The sequence below is a fragment of the Streptomyces sp. NPDC006294 genome, from assembly GCF_042870895.1.
Lineage (GTDB): Bacteria > Actinomycetota > Actinomycetes > Streptomycetales > Streptomycetaceae > Streptomyces.
In genome coordinates this window covers 143,368-160,706 of record NZ_JBIAHV010000002.1, presented here as the reverse complement: position 1 = coordinate 160,706, position 17,339 = coordinate 143,368, and the positions used below count along the sequence as shown (strand labels likewise).

General features: G+C 72.5%; 17 protein-coding genes. 14 read left to right on the top strand and 3 right to left on the bottom strand.

Features of this window, described 5'->3' with window-relative positions; translation table 11 throughout:
• Positions 1 to 131 precede the first annotated feature (131 nt).
• Positions 132 to 458, top strand: a complete 327-nt coding sequence (locus ACFYOP_RS03680) for a hypothetical protein (protein WP_356890872.1) — start codon at positions 132 to 134, stop codon at positions 456 to 458.
• A 111-nt stretch (positions 459 to 569) separates the two neighbouring features.
• Positions 570 to 1,595, top strand: coding sequence for a DUF6745 domain-containing protein (locus ACFYOP_RS03675; protein WP_356890873.1), 1,026 nt, complete (start codon positions 570 to 572; stop codon positions 1,593 to 1,595).
• Between the two features lie 353 nt (positions 1,596 to 1,948).
• On the opposite strand, the gene ACFYOP_RS03670 is transcribed toward ACFYOP_RS03675, so the two are convergent.
• Positions 1,949 to 2,569, bottom strand: a complete 621-nt coding sequence (locus ACFYOP_RS03670; protein WP_356890875.1) for a TetR/AcrR family transcriptional regulator — start codon at positions 2,567 to 2,569, stop codon at positions 1,949 to 1,951.
• 141 nt (positions 2,570 to 2,710) lie between these two features.
• Positions 2,711 to 3,307, bottom strand: coding sequence for a carboxymuconolactone decarboxylase family protein (locus tag ACFYOP_RS03665; protein WP_356890877.1), 597 nt, complete (start codon positions 3,305 to 3,307; stop codon positions 2,711 to 2,713).
• 218 nt (positions 3,308 to 3,525) lie between these two features.
• Here ACFYOP_RS03665 and ACFYOP_RS03660 point away from each other — a divergent pair, with 218 nt between their 5' ends.
• Positions 3,526 to 4,767, top strand: a complete 1,242-nt coding sequence (locus ACFYOP_RS03660; protein ID WP_356890879.1) for an MBL fold metallo-hydrolase — start codon at positions 3,526 to 3,528, stop codon at positions 4,765 to 4,767.
• A 378-nt stretch (positions 4,768 to 5,145) separates the two neighbouring features.
• Here the strand turns inward: ACFYOP_RS03660 and ACFYOP_RS03655 are convergent, their stop codons facing one another.
• The gene (locus tag ACFYOP_RS03655; protein ID WP_356890881.1) at positions 5,146 to 6,132 is read right to left on the bottom strand and encodes a LacI family DNA-binding transcriptional regulator; all 987 of its coding nucleotides are present in this window, start codon (positions 6,130 to 6,132) and stop codon (positions 5,146 to 5,148) included.
• Positions 6,133 to 6,421: 289 nt separating this feature from the next.
• Between ACFYOP_RS03655 and ACFYOP_RS03650 the strand changes: the two genes are divergently transcribed.
• The 11 genes from ACFYOP_RS03650 to ACFYOP_RS03600 all read left to right on the top strand — a co-directional run bounded on the left by ACFYOP_RS03650 (position 6,422) and on the right by ACFYOP_RS03600 (position 17,312).
• On the top strand, positions 6,422 to 7,363 hold the full coding sequence (locus tag ACFYOP_RS03650) for a sugar ABC transporter permease (protein ID WP_356890883.1): 942 nt from the start codon (positions 6,422 to 6,424) through the stop codon (positions 7,361 to 7,363).
• Between the two features lie 3 nt (positions 7,364 to 7,366).
• A complete protein-coding gene (locus tag ACFYOP_RS03645; protein ID WP_356890885.1) occupies positions 7,367 to 8,317 on the top strand; it encodes a carbohydrate ABC transporter permease in 951 nt (316 codons plus the stop codon).
• An 88-nt stretch (positions 8,318 to 8,405) separates the two neighbouring features.
• A complete protein-coding gene (locus tag ACFYOP_RS03640) occupies positions 8,406 to 9,743 on the top strand; it encodes an extracellular solute-binding protein (protein ID WP_356890886.1) in 1,338 nt (445 codons plus the stop codon).
• A 44-nt stretch (positions 9,744 to 9,787) separates the two neighbouring features.
• Positions 9,788 to 11,833 carry a beta-galactosidase gene (locus tag ACFYOP_RS03635; RefSeq protein ID WP_356890888.1) on the top strand — a complete coding sequence of 682 codons (2,046 nt, stop codon included), beginning with the start codon at positions 9,788 to 9,790 and terminating at the stop codon, positions 11,831 to 11,833.
• A 349-nt stretch (positions 11,834 to 12,182) separates the two neighbouring features.
• The gene (locus ACFYOP_RS03630) at positions 12,183 to 13,910 is read left to right on the top strand and encodes an ATP-binding protein (RefSeq protein ID WP_356890890.1); all 1,728 of its coding nucleotides are present in this window, start codon (positions 12,183 to 12,185) and stop codon (positions 13,908 to 13,910) included.
• 6 nt (positions 13,911 to 13,916) lie between these two features.
• Positions 13,917 to 14,351, top strand: coding sequence for a roadblock/LC7 domain-containing protein (locus ACFYOP_RS03625; RefSeq protein ID WP_356890892.1), 435 nt, complete (start codon positions 13,917 to 13,919; stop codon positions 14,349 to 14,351).
• 2 nt (positions 14,352 to 14,353) lie between these two features.
• Entirely contained in the window at positions 14,354 to 14,725 is a 372-nt protein-coding gene (locus ACFYOP_RS03620) for a DUF742 domain-containing protein (RefSeq protein WP_356890894.1), read from the top strand.
• Positions 14,703 to 15,335 carry an ATP/GTP-binding protein gene (locus ACFYOP_RS03615; protein ID WP_356890896.1) on the top strand — a complete coding sequence of 211 codons (633 nt, stop codon included), beginning with the start codon at positions 14,703 to 14,705 and terminating at the stop codon, positions 15,333 to 15,335. Before ACFYOP_RS03620 ends, ACFYOP_RS03615 begins: the two co-directional genes overlap by 23 nt.
• Positions 15,332 to 15,898: a GAF domain-containing protein gene (locus ACFYOP_RS03610; RefSeq protein ID WP_356890898.1), complete on the top strand. Its 567-nt coding sequence runs from the start codon at positions 15,332 to 15,334 to the stop codon at positions 15,896 to 15,898. Before ACFYOP_RS03615 ends, ACFYOP_RS03610 begins: the two co-directional genes overlap by 4 nt.
• Positions 15,899 to 15,983: 85 nt before the next feature.
• On the top strand, positions 15,984 to 16,349 hold the full coding sequence (locus tag ACFYOP_RS03605; RefSeq protein ID WP_356890900.1) for an MmcQ/YjbR family DNA-binding protein: 366 nt from the start codon (positions 15,984 to 15,986) through the stop codon (positions 16,347 to 16,349).
• A gap of 198 nt (positions 16,350 to 16,547) precedes the next feature.
• The gene (locus ACFYOP_RS03600; protein ID WP_356890902.1) at positions 16,548 to 17,312 is read left to right on the top strand and encodes a L,D-transpeptidase family protein; all 765 of its coding nucleotides are present in this window, start codon (positions 16,548 to 16,550) and stop codon (positions 17,310 to 17,312) included.
• Positions 17,313 to 17,339: the final 27 nt, after the last annotated feature.

Here is a 17,339-nt window from a genome sequence, read left to right as displayed (position 1 = left end):
TCTACCAAGTGCCACTGACATCGCCGCCCGCGGGCCCGGTTCGGCGCGCAGCCGGACGGCGTTGTCAGACCCTCGCCCTAACGTCGTGAGCAGGTCGGAGGCACACGGCGTCCGGCGGGAAGGGGAGAGCCATGTACCGGCAGGGAGACGTGCTGATCGTGCCCGTCGCGCAGGAGGCCGTGCCGTCGCACGTCGTCGACGCGCCGGGAGAGGCGCGGGACGCACGCGGCCGCATGGTGCTCGCCCTCGGCGAGGTCACGGGCCACGCCCACGCGGTGACCGGTCCGGGCCGACTGGTGCGCGAGCCGGGGCCGTTCGGGCCGATGCTGCTCCATCTGCCGGAAGGCGGCCGGGTGGTGCACGAGGAGCACGCCGCGATACCGCTGCCGAAGGGGTGGTTCCGGGTGGTGCGCCAGCGGGAGTACCTGCCCGGAGCGGTGCGGATCGTCGCCGACTGACCCGACGCGGGCGGCACGGTCCAGAAGACGGCAGCGCACGGAACAACACACGACACGGCACGCGGCACGACGCGGCGGACGCAGAACGACGACAGGGGACGGGACTTTCACATGCAGTATGCGGACAAGTGGCGGGCCATCGCGGCGGCGACCGGACCGGCGGACCGGGCGGCCGCGGAGGAGGGCGTACGGCTCGCATACCGCACGGCCGGGCTCACCGCGCCGGACCGGATCGTCTGGGCGGCATCGCCCCTCGCGGGCGTCGAGGCGGTACGGGCCCTGGAGGATCCGGGACGGTCCGTGCGCGACGACGTGCGCACCCGTCCCTGGGCGGACGAACGAAGGCGGGTGCACGACGAGTTGGGGCCCGGCGGCTGGACCGCGCTGTGGAGCACGACCGGCGCGCTGCTGTGGGACGGCACCCGATCGCTGGCCGAGCGGATACGCGCGGGGATCGTGGACGCGCTCCTGGAGAAGACGCCCGACGACCCGGCGGCCCGTGCTCAGGCGGAGACGGACATCCGCGTCGTCCTGCTCGACGCGGTGCTCGGGCAGCACGACGCCGCATGGCTCGCGGCGTTCGACGGACGCAGCGACCGGCTGGAGGCACTCGCGCGCGTCGCCGCCCACGCGGGCTGGTGGTGGCCCTTCGAGAACGCGGTCGTGATCTGCGAAAGGCCCTCGCAGCTCCACCGCGACGAGGCGGGCCGGCTCGACAACGGCGACGGCCCCGCGCTGGTCTTTCCGGACGGGTTCGCGCTCCACGCCTGGCGCGGCATGCCGGTGCCCGCCGAGTTCCTGCGCGAGCTGGCGGCGCTCACACCGGAGCGGATACGCACCGAGGACAACACGGAACTGCGCCGCGTGATGCTCGAGTACTACGGATACGACCGGTACCTCGCCGAGTCCGGCGCCGAACCGGTGCACCGCGACGAGACCGGCATTTTGTGGCGGATCGCGCTCGCCGACGACGAGGACGTGGTGATGGTCGAGGTGGTCAACTCCACGCCGGAGCCCGACGGCACCCACCGGACGTACTGGCTGCGGGTGCCGCCGACGACGAGGACGGCGAAGGAGGGCGTCGCCTGGACGTTCGGCCTGGACGCCGCGGTCTACGAACCAGTGCGGCAGACCTGAACGGCGGGGGCGCGGACGGGACTTGGCGCGCCGGCGGTGCCCGGCGGGCACCCGGCCGGCCGGGGCGCTCGGCGCACCCCTGGCCGGGGTCACCGCTCGGGGGCGCGTGTCGTCGGCCGGGGTCACCGCTCGGGGTCGCGTGCCGTCGGCCGGGGTCACCGCTCCGGCCGAGTGCCACCGGCCGGGGGTGTTCGACGCGTCTGCGGCCGGGCGCGGTGCCCGGGGCGCCTCCGCCGACCGCGGTGCGTGCATCCGCCGGCCGGGGGTGGTCGACGGATCCCCGTCCGGGCGTCGCACTTCGGTCCGCCTTGCCGGCCGGAGCGCTCGGCGCGCCTCCCGCCCGGTCCCCGGACTCAGCGTGCCGAGGGGTTCAACTCGCTGCGGTCGATGCCCAGTTCCCGGGCCAGCGCCTCATCGGCCCACTGAAGCATCGCTGCGCGGGACAGCGACCCGGCGTACGACGTCATCTGGACGGCGAGTCCGTCCAGGAACGCCGTCAGCCGCCAGGCTGCCGCCGCCGGGTCCTCGCACGGGAACTCGCCTGCGGCCGCGCCCTCCGCCATGACCCCCGCCAGCGCGGACTTCCACTGCTGGTCGAGGTCGCGGAACACGTTCCGCAGCGCCGGTTCGCGCAGCGCGGCGGCCCAGGCGTCGATCCACAGCCGCCAGCCCTTGGCCTGGCCCGTCGGCGCGTACCAGCGCACCGCGGCGCGCAGCCGGCGCAGTGCGCTGGTACGCCGGCCGAGCAGCTTGCGCAGATGGGCCAGATCCGCGTCGGCGGCATGGGTGAAGGCGGCCGCGACCAGCTTCTCCTTCGTGGAGAAGTGGTAGAGCACCAGCGCGCTGCTCACGCCGAGGGCGGCGGCGACGTCGGCGATCCGTACGGCCGCCACACCACGCTCCTGAATCTGCTGGACGGCGGCGCCGAGCAGTTCCTCGCGCCTCTCCGCCACGCTCAACCGGACTCTGGCCACGGCGTCACAGTACACAGCCGATCTTGGATGAAGTCCAGCCCTGTAACAGCATCACCTCACACCACGCCGGTACCTGTTGTGCGCGCTCGTGACGCGTCCGCGGTGCGCCCGTGACGCGTCCGCGGGACGCCCGTGGGCGTCTCATCCGGCGCCCACACCGTCCGCGGCGGCCGGGGCCGCGTCCTGCCCGGGTGCCGGGACCTCGCAGTGGTCGTTGAAGCCCTGACTGGTCAGGCCGAGCGCCGTGTTCATCCGGGACCGCAGGTTCTCCACCGCCACCATCGTCGTGAGCTCGACGAACGCCGCCTCACCCAGCGTGGCGACCAGCCGCGCGGCGAGGTCGTCGTCGACCTCCGGCGGGTTGGCGGTCACGGCCTCCGCGAACGCCATGACGTCGCGCTCCAACGGTGTGTACGCGTCGCTCTCCCGCCACCGGGGCACCTCGCGGATCTTACGGGCGTCCATCCCGCGCTGCCGGCTCTCCCAGTGGCCGAAGTCCATGCACCAGCTGCAGCCGATGGACGCGGCGGAGGCCATCACCGCGAGCGCCTTCAGGTCGGCGTCCAGCTTGTTCCACCTGCCGACCGCCAGCTCGAAGCGCAGATCCGCCCACAGCACCCCGGGGTGATGCCCCAGCGCGCGGACCGGGTCGAGGACCTTGCCGTAGGTGCGCCGGGAGTACCACTCGATGGCGCGCAGGAAGAGAGTGCGGCGCGGTTCGAGGGAAATGCGGGCCATGACGTGCTCCTCGTCGTCCGAATCCGTGTGCTGTCACGGGTACGACGGACCGGGCGGCGCCGGATGTGACATGGCGGCGGACCGTTTCGAGGAACACCGGAACGCGGGCGGGCGTTGGCAGGTCAAGGCGGAGTGGCCGGCCCGATCGGCCTGTGGACCGGCCCGCACCGTATCCGAACCGCACATAATGGAATGAGTTCCGAGCATCAGGAGGTGCCGTGTCCGGCGCTGGTTCCCCCTACTCGCTGCGCTCGCGGCTGCGCTCGCACAGGCCGGCCGCCTTCGGGGCCGACCCGGCCGGAGAACGCATGGCGCGCATCCGCCGCTCGCCGAACTTCGTCGACGGCGTCTTCCGGAACCCGGAAGGGTCCAGGACGAGACCGTCGGGCAGCTCCATGATGGAGTTCGCCAAGGCCTACTTCGCGCGGGAGTCGCGGGCCCGCCGGGTGCCGGCCGCCCCCGTTCCCGTGCATCGGACCACGGTCGCCGACCTCGCACGGCCCGCCGCGTCCGGGCTCCGGCTCACCTGGATGGGGCACTCCAGCGTCCTCGCGGAGATCGACGGCCGCCGGGTGCTCTTCGACCCGGTCTGGGGAGAGCGGTGCTCTCCGTTCTCCTTCGCCGGGCCCAAGCGGCTGCACCCGGTGCCCGCCCCGATCGCGGCCCTCGGCAGCGTCGACGTCGTCGTGATCTCCCACGACCACTACGACCACCTCGACCTGCCCACCATCCGTGCGCTGGCAGCGGGCGACACCGTCTTCGCCGTGCCGCTGGGCGTCGGCGCGCACCTGGAGCGCTGGGGCGTCTCCCCGGACCGGCTGCGCGAGCTGGACTGGAACGAGACCACCGAGGTGGCCGGTATCCGGCTGACCGCGACCCCCGCGCGCCACTTCTGCGGGCGCGGACTGCGCAACCAGCAGCACACCCTGTGGGCCTCGTGGGTCGTCGTCGGCCCCGAGCACCGGCTCTACCACAGCGGTGACACGGGGTACTTCCCCGGCTTCAAGGACATCGGGGCGGAGCACGGACCGTTCGACGTCACGATGATCCAGATCGGCGCGTACTCCGAGTACTGGCCCAAGAACCACACCGGTGTGCCCGATCCGGGGCCGTGGCCGGACATCCACATGACGCCCGACGAAGGGGTCCGGGCACAGCTCGACCTCCAGCGGGGCAAGCCGCACGGCGTCCTGCTCCCCATCCACTGGGGCACCTTCAACCTCGCCCCCCACCCGTGGCACGAGCCCGCCGAACGCACCCTGCACGCCGGGCACAAGATCGGCCAGACCGTCGCGACGCCGCGACCGGGCCAGCCGTTCGAGCCGTCGGCCATGGACCCGGCCCATCCCTGGTGGCGCGAGGTCGCCGAGACCCCGTCCGGCGGCTGGGCCGCCTGGCCGGCCGTCGCGACGGCCACGGTCAAGGACCACCGCGAGCCCGACCTGGCGGGCGACCGCTAGCGCGGCGGCCGCCGCGCAGGCGGCCCCGTTGACACCGACCGGGCCGGCGCCGCGGACCGGCCTACGGCCGGCAGCCTCGCCGCCAACACCAGCCGGATCGGTCCGGCGCTCACCCCAGCCGATTCGGTGCCGCCGCCGGCCCCGGCCGGGGCAGCGCCGCGACGGGCCCGCGGTCGGCAGCCCCGCCGCCAACACCGGCCGGGTAGGTCCGCCCACCGCCCACCGCCCGCAGCAGCGCGGCGACCGGCGTGCATTCGGCAGCCCCCGCCGCCCACCGGGCAGCGCCGACCCCGACCGGGCAGCGCCGACCCCGACCGGGCGGCTCGCCGCCGACCCCGACCGGGTCAGCGCAGGCCCGGCCGCCGCCCGCAGGCCCCGTCACTCCCGCGGTGGGGCCGTGCTGTCTCTCAGTACCAGCCTCGTCGGCACGAGGGCCGTGCCTGGTTCGGCACTCTGGAGGCGCATCTGGCGCAGCACCCCCGCCACGCAGCGGCGGCCCACCTCGGCGAAGTCCTGGTGGACGGTGGTGAGCGGTGGCAGGAAGGAGCCGGACTCCGGGATGTCGTCGAAACCGATCACACTCACGTCCTGCGGGACTCTCCGGCCCCGTTCCTGAAGCGCCCTCAGCAGCCCCAGTGCCATCTGGTCGTTCGCCGCGAAGACCGCCGTGCAGTCGGGTTCGTCCGCCAGCCGCAGGCCGGCGCGGTAGCCGGACTCCGCCGACCAGTCGCCCCGCACCAGGGGCGGCGGGACGCGCCCCGCCTCGGTGAGCGTGGCGCGCCAGGCCGCCGCGCGGCGTTGCGCGGCGAAGGACTCCTCGGGGCCCGAGAGGTGCCACACCGTCCGGTGGCCGAGGTCGAGGAGATGCCGCACGGCGGCGCGCGACCCGCCGGCCTGGTCGGTGTCGACGACGCTGTAGCGGTCGCCCGCGTCGGAGTCGGCGACGACGACCTGGACGTTCGGCGGCAGGGCGACGGTCGCGGTGTCGAGGAGGTGGACCTCCATGATGACGATGACGGCGTCGACGGCCAGTTCTCCCAGGCGGGAGAAGGCGCCGCGCACCTCGTCCTGGGTGGGCACGGCGACGGGCAGCAGGGTGACCGCGTACCCCTCCTCCGCGGCCGAGGTGGCGATCGCCTCCAGGGTGCGGACGTTGCCGGTGGTGGAGAGGGAGAACAGGATGACGCCGATGGTGCGGAACTCGCCGCGTTTGAGGGCGCGGGCGGCGCTGTTGGGCCGGTAGCCCAGCTCCTTCATCGCGGCGAGGACCTGCTGTCTGGTCTCCTCCGTCACGCCGGGGAAGCCGTTGGAGACCCGCGAGACCGTCTGCGAGGAGACGCCGGCGACGCGTGCGACGTCGGCCATGGAGGCCGTACGGGTGCGCCGCGCGGTCGGTCTGCCCGGGTGCTTCCGGGTCTGCCGCCCTCCCACTGGTGTGCTGTCCGCGGTGTCCACCCGGCTCCTCCCAGCTACCGGCGTCGAATCCGTCCGCCGACCCTTGACGCTCGTCCTGGGGGCAGTGTAGACATTCCGCCATCCGATGTTTACGTAAACATAACAGCTCGCCGGATCGCCGGCGGCCTGATGTTTGCGTAAACATCGAGTCGCCCCGAGAGCCGGCGCCCGGTTCCCGGACACCCGAGCGAGGAACGACATGACGACGCTACGACCCCCACCCGCCGAGGAGGTCGGTGCCGACCGGCCGGAGCGGCGGATGCGGCCCGTGAAACGGCAGAGGTACGCGTGGACCGGATGGGGCTTCATGGCCCCGTTCGCGATCGTCTTCGCCCTCGTGTTCCTCGCCCCCATCGCCTATTCGCTGTTCCTGAGCCTCTTCCGGGAACAACTCATCGGCGGCAACCAGTTCGTGGGCCTCGACAACTACCGGCGCGCCCTGGAGGACCCGCAGTTCTGGTCCGGACTGGGCAGGGTCGCGCTCTTCCTCGCCGTGCAGGTGCCGATCATGCTCGGCATCTCGCTGCTCGTGGCGCTCGCCCTGGACAGCGGCCGCCTCTACGGCAAGAGCTTCTTCCGCATCGCGGTCTTTCTGCCGTACGCGGTTCCCGCCGTCGTCGCCACTCTGATGTGGGGCTTCATGTACGGCACCCGCTTCGGACTCCTCGGGGACGTCAACGCCGCGCTGGGCACCGCGCTCCCGGACCCGCTCTCCCCGGACCTGGTGCTCGCCTCGATCGGCAACATCGTCACCTGGGAGTTCGTGGGCTACAACATGCTCATCTTCTACTCCGCGCTCCGGGTGATCCCCCACTCCCTCTACGAGGCCGCGGAGATCGACGGCGCCGGCCAGATCCGCGTCGTCACCGCGATCAAACTGCCCGCCATCCGGGGCGCGCTGGTCATCGCGACGATCTTCTCCGTCATCGGCAGCTTCCAGCTCTTCAACGAGCCGAGCATCCTGCAGAACCTCGCCCCCAACGCGATCACGACGTACTTCACGCCGAACCTCTACACCTACTCGCTGGCCTTCTCCGGCGGGCAGCACAACTACGCCGCCACGGTCGCCATCGTGATGGGCCTGGTGACCATGGTCATCGCCTACGCGGTCCAGCTGCGCGGCATGCGGAAGGGAGCGTGAACGATGGGCAGCCCCACCATGACCGCGTCCGGCGGCACCCCGAAGTCCGCCGCCCGCGGCGCGCCGAGACTGCGGAGCAGGACCCCGCGCCGCGTCGAGCCGGGACCGCGCCGCACCCGCCGCAGCGTCCTGCTCACCGTGCTCACCGGACTGGTCCTGCTCTACAGCCTGGTGCCGCTGTGCTGGCTGCTGATCAGCGCCACGAAGACCCAGGAGGGCCTGTCCGGCTCCTTCGGCCTCTGGTTCAGTGACGACTTCGCGCTCTGGGACAACATCGTCCAGACCTTCAGCTACGACGACGGCGTCTTCACCCGCTGGCTGCTCAACACGCTGCTGTACGTGGTCGTCGGCGCCGGCGGAGCCACTTTCCTGGCGGTGCTCGGCGGTTACGCGCTGGCGAAGTTCCGGTTCCCCGGCAGGCGGGCGGTGTTCGCCGTGGTCATCGGCGCGGTGGCCGTCCCCGGCACGGCTCTGGCGGTGCCCACCTTCCTGATGTTCAGCGAGCTGGGCCTGACCGACACCCCGTGGGCGGTGGTCATCCCCTCGCTCATCTCCCCGTTCGGCCTCTACCTCATGTGGGTCTTCGCCACCGAGGCGATCCCCACCGAGCTGATGGAGGCCGCCCGCATCGACGGCGCGAGCGAGGCGCTCATCTTCTTCCGGGTCGGCCTGCCGCTGCTGGCGCCCGGTCTCGTCACCGTGCTGCTGTTCACGATGGTCGCCACCTGGAACAACTACTTCCTGCCGCTGATCATGATCAAGGACCCGGACTGGTACCCCCTGACCCTGGGCCTGAACGCATGGAACGCCCAGGCCGCGACGGCCGGCGGCGAAGCCGTCTTCCACCTCGTGATCACCGGATCGCTGATCACGATCCTGCCCCTCATCGCCGCCTTCCTGCTGCTCCAGAAGTACTGGCGGTCCGGTCTCGCCGCCGGAAGCGTCAAGGAATAGCCGCCCGTTGCCCCGGCCCCCCGTCCCACACGCCCCCATCGGCTCCCACCCGCGCCGTTTCGGACCTCGACGAAATGGAAACACCCTCATGTCCCTGAAGACCCGCCGCGCCCTGAGCGGCACCGGCCTCCTCTGCGCCCTCGCCCTGCTGGCCACCGCCTGCGGCGGCTCGTCCGACACCTCCGGCCCTCAGACACTGTCCGAGAAGGACATCCAGGCGGCCCTGGAGAAGGGCGGCACCATCAAGGTCTGGGCCTGGGAGCCCACGCTGAAGTCCGTCGCCGCCGACTTCCGGAAGAAGTACCCGAAGGTCAAGGTCGAACTCGTCAACCCCGGTACCTCCAACGACGCGTACACCGCCCTGAGCAACGCCGTCTCTGCGGGCAAGGGCGTGCCCGACGTCGCCCAGATCGAGTACTTCGCCCTGGGCCAGTACACCCTGGGCGAGTCGCTCACCGACCTGTCCGCCTTCGGCGCCGAGGACCTGGCCGGCACGTACACCCCCGGCCCCTGGAACGCCGTCGCCACCGAGCAGGGCGTGCACGGTCTGCCCATGGACTCCGGGCCGATGGCGCTGTTCTACAACAAGAAGGTCTTCGACAAGCACGGCATCGACGTGCCGACCACCTGGGACGAGTACGTCGAAGCCGGCCGCAAACTCCACAAGGCCGACCCGGACGTCTACATCGCCAACGACACCGGCGACGCCGGGATGACGTCGAGCATGCTGTGGCAGGCCGGCTCCCGCCCCTTCAAGGCCGAGGGGAGCGACATCACCGTCGACTTCTCCGAGCAGACCACCGCCGCGTACACCGCGACCTGGCAGAAGCTCATCTCCGAGGACCTGCTCGCCCCCATCACCGGCTGGACGGACGAGTGGTACCAGGGCCTCGGCGACGGCACCATCGCCACCCTGGTCTCCGCCGCCTGGATGCCCGCCAACTTCGCCTCCGGCGTCAAGGGAGCCTCCGGCGACTGGCGCGCCGCCCCGCTGCCCCAGTGGAAGGCGGGCGGCAAGGCGAGCGCCGAGAACGGCGGCAGCTCCCTCACCCTGCCGGAGGCCGGCAAGAACGAGGCCCTGGCCTACGCCTTCGTCCGGTACGCCAACGCCGGCGAGGGAGTGAAGACCCGTATCTCCGAGGGCGCCTTCCCCGCCACCAGGGCGGAGCTGGAGTCGGAGGAGTTCCAGAACACCGAGTTCGAGTACTTCGGCGGCCAGCAGGCCAACAAGATATTCGCCGAGTCCGCCGCCATGGTCGCCGACGACTGGACCTACCTCCCCTACCAGGCCTACGCCAACTCGGTCTTCAACGACACCGCGGGCCAGGCCTACGTCTCCGGCACGCCCCTGGCCGAGGGGCTGCGGAGCTGGGAGAAGTCCATCGTCAAGTACGGCATCGAGCAGGGCTTCAGCGTCAACAAGTAGCCGGCACGCCACCCCGCCCCCGCGGGCGCATCGGAAGGACCACCATGATCAGCACCCTCCTGTCCCAGCTGCACCCCGGGCCGGACGGTGAACCCACCCGCCGGATCGCCTACGGCGCCGACTACAACCCCGACCAGTGGCCGCGCGAGGTCTGGGACGAGGACGTCCGGCTGATGCGCGAGGCCGGCGTCAACATCGTCTCCCTCGCCATCTTCTCCTGGGCCCGGATCCAACCCGCAGAGGACCAGTGGGACTTCGGCTGGCTCGACGAGGTCATGGACCTGCTGCACTCCCACGGGATCGGCGTCGACCTGGCCACCGCCACCGCCTCCCCGCCGCCCTGGCTCACCACCGCCCACCCCGAGGTGCTGCCCGTCACCGCCTCCGGGGAGACGCTCTCGCCGGGCGCGCGCCAGCACTGGCGGCCCACCTCGCCCGTCTTCCGCACCCACGCGCTGCGCCTGGTGACCGCCCTCGCGACCCGCTACGCGGACCACCCCGCCCTGGTCGCCTGGCACATCTCCAACGAACTCGGCTGCCACAACGTCCACGACTACTCCGACGACGCCGCCCGCGCCTTCCGGGACTGGCTGCGCGCCCGCTACGAAACCCTCGACAGCCTCAACACCGCATGGGGCACCGCCTTCTGGTCCCAGCGCTACAGCGACTGGGAGCAGATCCTGCCGCCGCGGCTGGCCGCCTCCCACCCCAACCCGACGCAGCAGCTCGACTTCAAACGCTTCTCGTCCGACGCGCTGAAGGAGTATCTGCGCGCGGAACGCGACGTACTGCGCCGGCTCACCCCCGATGTCCCGGTCACCACCAACTTCATGGTGATGCCCGGCATCAAGGGCATGAACTACGCCGACTGGGCCGACGAGGTCGACTTCGTCTCCAACGACCACTACACCCACCCGGGCCCGCAGGCGCGTGACGAGCTGTCCTTCTCCGCCAACCTCACCAGCGGCATCTCCGGCGGCCGCCCCTGGTTCCTGATGGAGCACTCCACCAGCGCGGTCAACTGGCAGCCCGTCAACCTGCCCAAGAAGGAGGGGGAGCTGGCCCGCGACTCCCTGCTGCACGTGGCCCACGGCGCCGACGCCGTCTGCTTCTTCCAGTGGCGCCAGTCCGCCGCCGGCGCGGAGAAGTACCACTCCGCGATGGTGCCGCACGCCGGCGCCGACAGCGACGTCTTCCGCTCCGTCGCGGACCTCGGCAGGACCCTCGGCGAACTGGCCCCGGTCGCCGGGTCCGTACGGGAGCCGGCGTCGGCCGCGATCCTCTTCGACTGGGAGTCGTGGTGGGCGAGCGAACAGGACTCCCACCCCACCTCGCGGCTCAGCTACCACCAGGAAGCCCTCGACTGGTACTCCGCGCTCCTCGACCTCGGCATCCGCGCCGACGTCGTCCCCGCGGACACCGACCTCGACCGGTACCGCCTCGTCGTCGCCCCGGTCCTGCACATGATGCCCGCGGCCCTGGCCAAGCGGCTCACCCGGTACGCCGAGAACGGCGGCCACCTCGTCACCACCTACTTCTCGGGCATCGTCGACGAGAACGACCACATCTGGCTCGGTGGCCACCCCGGCGCGCTGCGGGACCTTCTCGGCGTCCGCGCGGAGGAGTTCGGCCCGCTGCCCGACGGGGAGGGCGTCCCCCTGGACGACGGCACCACCGGCACCCTGTGGACCGACCGCCTCGCCGTCACCGACCCCGCCACGGAGGTGCTCGCCCGCTACGCGGCCGGCGAGCAGGACGGCCGCCCGGCCGTCACCCGCCGCACCACCGGCTCCGGTTCGGCCGGTTACGTCTCCACCCGCCTCGGCCGGGACGGGCTCACCCGGCTGCTGCCGCGGCTGCTCTCCCCGGCGGGAGTGGAGAGCGAACTGCCCGAGGAGGCCCGCGGCCGCGTCGAACCCACCGTGCGCACCACCGCCGGCAGCCGCTACCTCTTCCTGGTCAACCGCACCGACGACCGGGTGACCGTGCCGGGCCTCGCGGGCGAGGTGCTCATCGGCGAGGCCGCCGCCCCCGGCGCGCTCGTCGTGGCCCCGCGCGGAGTGACCGTCCTGCGGCAGCCCGCCGGCTGACCCGTACGCCGTCCGTCCGCCGCGCGCCGCGGCACACGGGCCGCGGTCTCGGAATCCCGAGGCCGCGGCCCGGTCGTGTGTGCGCCGTCGGTCGGGAAGTACGCCGGGCCCGCGTTTCACTCTCCGTATTCGTGCTGCCGTGCGATGCCTCATACCAGAGTGGGACGAATGGCGGGGAACTTCGGCGACTGGCCCTCGGACGTGTTCCCCCCGCGGCTACCGTGTGTGTCCGGTGATCGACGGTGGCTCCCCGTCCGCGTGCCCGGAGCCCGCCGTGGAGTCATGCCGATCGGACGTCGGCCGACAGCACCACGCCGATCCCTGGGGCCCCCACGTACCGAGGACGCTGATGTCTCAACTACGCGCACCCGCCGCGCGGTCCGACCGCCGCGAGGGCGGACGGCACGGCCGGCCGGGCGCCCGCGCCCTGGCGGCCGCGAGCCGGACGCCGTCCGCGGCCGGGCAGCCGGAAACCCGTATACGACCCCGACTGCTGCGCACCGCCGTGCTGCCGACCGTGGTCACCGCCCTCAGCGGAGCGATCGCCGTCGCTCTCACGGTGCGTGCCGTCACCCCCGGGCCGTCCGCCGGCCTCTGGGTGGCGCTGATCCTGCTGGCCGGGATCGCCCTGGCCGCCGTGGCCGTTGCCGCACGCGGCGCCGAACGCACGGCCACGTCCGTGCTCGACCGCTGCTCGGAGCTGCGCCGCACCACCGCCCGCGCCCAGAACGACCTGCGTACCGCCGTCGACCGGCTCCGGCGCGGCGAGGGCCCGCCGCCCCGCCCTGCGCCGCCGCAGCGGACGCCGGGCGGCGGGGACGAGTTCGACCTGCTCGCACAGGAGCTGGTGCGCTCGCACGACACCGCGCTGACGGCCGTGGTGCAGGCGTCCCGGCTCTCCAGCAGCGTGGGCAACGAGCAGAAGGTCGAGGTCTTCGTCAACCTGGCCCGCCGGCTCCAGTCCCTGGTGCACCGCGAGATCCAGCTCCTCGACGACCTGGAGAACGACGTCGAGGACCCGGAGCTGCTCAAGGGCCTCTTCCATGTCGACCACCTCGCCACCCGGATCCGCAGGCACGCCGAGAACCTCGCCGTCCTCGGCGGCGCCGTCTCCCGGCGGCAGTGGTCCCACCCGGTCACCATGACGGAGGTGCTCAGGTCCGCGATCGCCGAGGTCGAGCAGTACCCCAGGGTCAAGCTCGTGCCGCCGGTCGACGGCACACTGCGCGGACACGCGGTCGCCGACGTGATCCACCTCCTCGCGGAACTGGTCGAGAACGCCACGCTGTTCTCCGCCCCGCACACCCAGGTGCTGCTGCGCGCCACGCACGTCACCGCCGGACTCGCCGTCGAGGTCGAGGACCGGGGCCTGGGCATGCCGCTGTCCGAGCAGGACAGGATGAACGCCCTGCTCGCCGACCCGGACCAGGTCAACGTCGCCCATCTGCTCCAGGACGGCAGGATCGGTCTGTTCGTCGTCTCCGCGCTGGCCCGCCGCCACGGCATCGTCGTACGGCTCCAGTCGAACATCTACGGAGGCGTCCAGGCCGTCATCGTCCTTCCGCAGGGGCTGCTCGGCGGCGACCGGGAAGAGGCCGGACAGAGCGCGAGCGCCGCACCCGAAGCGCCCGCCGCCGGGCCCCACATCGCGGCCGTGTCACCGCCCACGCTGCCCCCGTCCGCACAGCCCGAACGGTCCCGCCCCGTGCCGGCGCAGCGCGAACCGGCAGCCGGCGGCGCGCAGGGCCCCGGCCCGGACGATCCACCGCACGCCACGGCCCCCGCTCCTGTCTCCGCGCCCGAGCAGGCCCGTCCCGCGCCGCAGGGCCCCGCCCCGCAGATCGTCCGCGGCACCGTCGGCCGGCCTCCACTGCCCAAACGCCGCAGCCAGGAGCACCTCGTCCCGCAGCTGCGGGACACCCCCGCCCCGCGCGGGGACGACGAGCCGGCCCTGCACGACCCCGGTCTGATGGCGGCCTTCCAGCGGGGCATCGGCCGCGCCGAGACCGGGCCGGAGCGCGTCCCCCGGCCCGCCGGCCAGACCGGCGCCCCGCGAAACGACCACACCAAGGAGTGATGCGCCATGGCGAGCGATGTGCCGACCGGCCATGTCTCGGACCTCGACTGGCTGTTGAGCGGTCTGGTCCAGCGTGTCCCGTACACCCGCAGTGCGGTACTGCTCTCCTCCGACGGACTGGTGAAGTCGGTGCACGGCCTGGACAGCGACAGGGCGGACCACATGGCCGCCCTGGCCTCCGGCCTCTACTCCCTGGGCCGAAGCGCCGGAGCGCGCTTCGGCGACGGGGGAGAGGTGCGCCAGGTCGTGGTCGAGCTCGACTCCACGCTGCTGTTCGTCACCACGGCCGGCTCGGGCTCCTGCCTCGCCGTGCTGGCCGGACGGGAGGCCGACGCCGCCGTACTGGGCTACGAGATGGCCATGCTGGTCAAGAGCGTGCGTCCCTATCTCGCCACCCCCGCCAGACAGGCCGCGGGAGCCCCGGGCACCGCAGGACGGTGACCATGCCCTCGCCCCTGGACGGGCCGCTCCTGGACGACGCGGCGGGCCGGCTGATCCGCCCGTACACCGTGAGCGGCGGCCGCACCCGTCCGACGGCCCCGCTGGACCTGCTCTCCATGGTGATGGCGACCGGGACGGTGCCGCAGGCGCACCTCGGTCCGGAGCACACCACGGCCCTCGGCCTGTGCCACGGACCGGTGTCGGTGGCCGAGATCGCCGCCCACCTGCGCCTTCCGGCCGCCGTCACCAAGGTGCTCCTCTCCGACCTGGTCGACTGCGGCGCCGTCACGGCGCGCGCGCCGCGCAGCCACGACACACCCACGGACCGTTCACTGCTGGAGGCGGTGCTCGATGGCCTACGACGACGGCTCTGACCGGTACGGCGCCGGGAGCGACGACCGGTTCCCCACCGCGCTCAAGGTCCTCATAGCGGGGGGATTCGGGGTGGGCAAGACGACCTTCGTCGGAGCGGTCAGCGAGATCGATCCCCTCAGTACCGAAGAAGTGCTCACCCAGGTCAGCGCGGCGACCGACAGCCTCGAAGGCGTCGAGTCCAAGACGACGACCACCGTCGCCATGGACTTCGGCCGGATCACCCTCGACGCCCGCCATGTGCTGTACCTCTTCGGCACGCCCGGGCAGGAGCGGTTCTGGTTCATGTGGGACGAGCTGTCGACGGGGGCTCTGGGCGCCGTCGTGCTCGCCGACACCCGAAGGCTGGAGGCATCGTTCTCCGCCGTCGACTTCTTCGAGCGGCGCGGCATCGGATTCGTCGTCGCCGTCAACGAGTTCGACGGCGCCTACCGCTACGAACCGGACGAGGTGCGGGCCGCGATCGGCCTCGGACCGGCGGTGCCCATCGTGCTGTGCGACGCACGGATCGCGAGCTCCGGCATCGGGACCCTGGTCACGCTGGTCCAGCACCTGCTCACCACCACCGCCGTCGTGCCGGGCCCGGCACCGAGCCATGGAGCACCGACATGACGTACGACCCCACCGGCCATCTGCTGCTGACACCGGTCGACCGCGAAGCACCCGCCCGCGTCGAGCGACTTCGCCGGCTCGGGCTCGGCGAGCGGCCCGACGCGGCCTTCGACGACTTCGCGCGCAACCTTGCCGCGGTGACCGGAGCTCCGTACTCGATGGTCAACTTCATCGACGAGAAGCGTCAGTTCTTCGCCGGACTGCATCCGTCGTGGGCCCGGCGCGACGCCGATCCGGGCACCGCGCCGAGGGGCGAGGAGATCAGCCGGTTCATGGCGCGCGACCACGGCTACTGCCCTCACGTGGTGGTGCGCCGCAAGGCGCTGGTCCTGGAGGACGTGTGCGACTACCCGCGCTTCGCGGGCAACCCGGTCGTCGACGAGATCGGCGTCCGCTCCTACCTCGGGGCGCCGCTGATCGACCGTACGGGCATCGCGCTGGGCACCGTCTGCGTGTTCGACACCCGGCCGCGGCCCTGGGGCAGGCCGGGGCTCGAGACGATCAAGTCGCTCGCGGCGGAACTGGTCGAGCAGATCCACCGCCGCGAGGACGGCGGCATCTGAGCCCTGAGGCCCGTCGGGGCCGCGCGAACGCGGGGCGACCAGGACGCCGGCGGGCGTTGTCGGTGACGGCGTTTACGGTGGTGCCATGGCCACTGCCGACGACGTACGCAGGATCGCACTGTCGCTTCCGGGGACGATCGAGAAGCTCGCCTGGGGCATGCCCACCTTCCGGCTGAAGGACCGCGGCCCGGTCTTCGCGTCGCTGGACGACGACGACCGCGTGATGGGCGTGAAGTGCCCGAAGGAGGAGCGCGAGGAGCTGATCGCCGCCGAGCCGGACAAGTTCTTCCTCCGCGGGGGACACGACGACCACTACGCGTGGGTGCGGGTGCGCCTCGAAGCACTGGAGGACGACGACGAACTGCGGGCGATCCTGCTCGACTCGTGGCGGCAGGCCGCTCCCCGCAAACTGCTCGACGCCCACCCGGAGCTGGCCCCGCCCCCCCGGTGACGCGCCCGCCTCCGCGCTGCCAGGCACACGGGTACGGGTCCCCCCGGTCAGGTGGCCCCGGGTCCGGGTGTCCGCCGGGCCGGATGGCCGCGCGGCCGGTGCCACGGTCGGGTGAGTGCGCGCCCGGGGCTACCGCTTCCCGCGCGGACCGGGGTACGGATTGCGGCGCCGTTCCACGACGCCGGGAGGACTCCACCCATGCCCGTCACCAAGAGCGCCGGGAGCACGCTGGCCGCGGCGGTCTGCGCCGCACTGCTTCTCACCGGCTGTACGGACACCTCGTCCGTGTCGCCCGCACCCCAGGCGCCCGCGAAGCGCCCCGCCGGGCACGCCGGCCCCGGACCGCACAAGCCGTCGGTCCGTCACATCCCGGGCCTCGGCCCGGACTTCCGCTCCCGCATCCCCGGCGGCACCCGTCAGGCCCTGGTCGTGTCGGGCGGCACGGCCGACACCAACGTCGCGGAGACCACGCTCTACGAGAACGGGAGCGAGAGCGGGAAGGGAGACGACTGGCGGCGCGTCGCCGGCCCCTGGCCCGCCCACAACGCCCTGCGGGGCTGGACCCACGACCACAACGCCGGTGATCTGCGCACCCCCATCGGGGTCTTCGGCCTCGGCGACGCCGGCGGACTCGAACCGGACCCCGGGACCCGGCTGCCGTACGACCAGGACGAGGAGTTCGTCGCCCCGGGGACCGGTTTCCTCGGGGAGCCCCTCGAAGGCTCCTTCGACTACGTGATCGCCATCGACTACAACCGGGTCCCGGGGACCAGTCCGCTGGACAAGGAGCGGCCGCTCGGCCCCGAGAAGGGCAGCGGGCTGTGGATCCACGTGGACCACGAGGGGCCCACCCAGGGGTGTATCTCGCTGCCGAGGGAGCGGATGCGCGAGCTGCTCCGGCTGCTCGATCCCGACAAGCGGCCGGTCGTCGTGATGGGGCCCGCCCCCGAGCTCCGGAAGTGACCGGCCGGCGCCCCTGAGCCGCTTCCC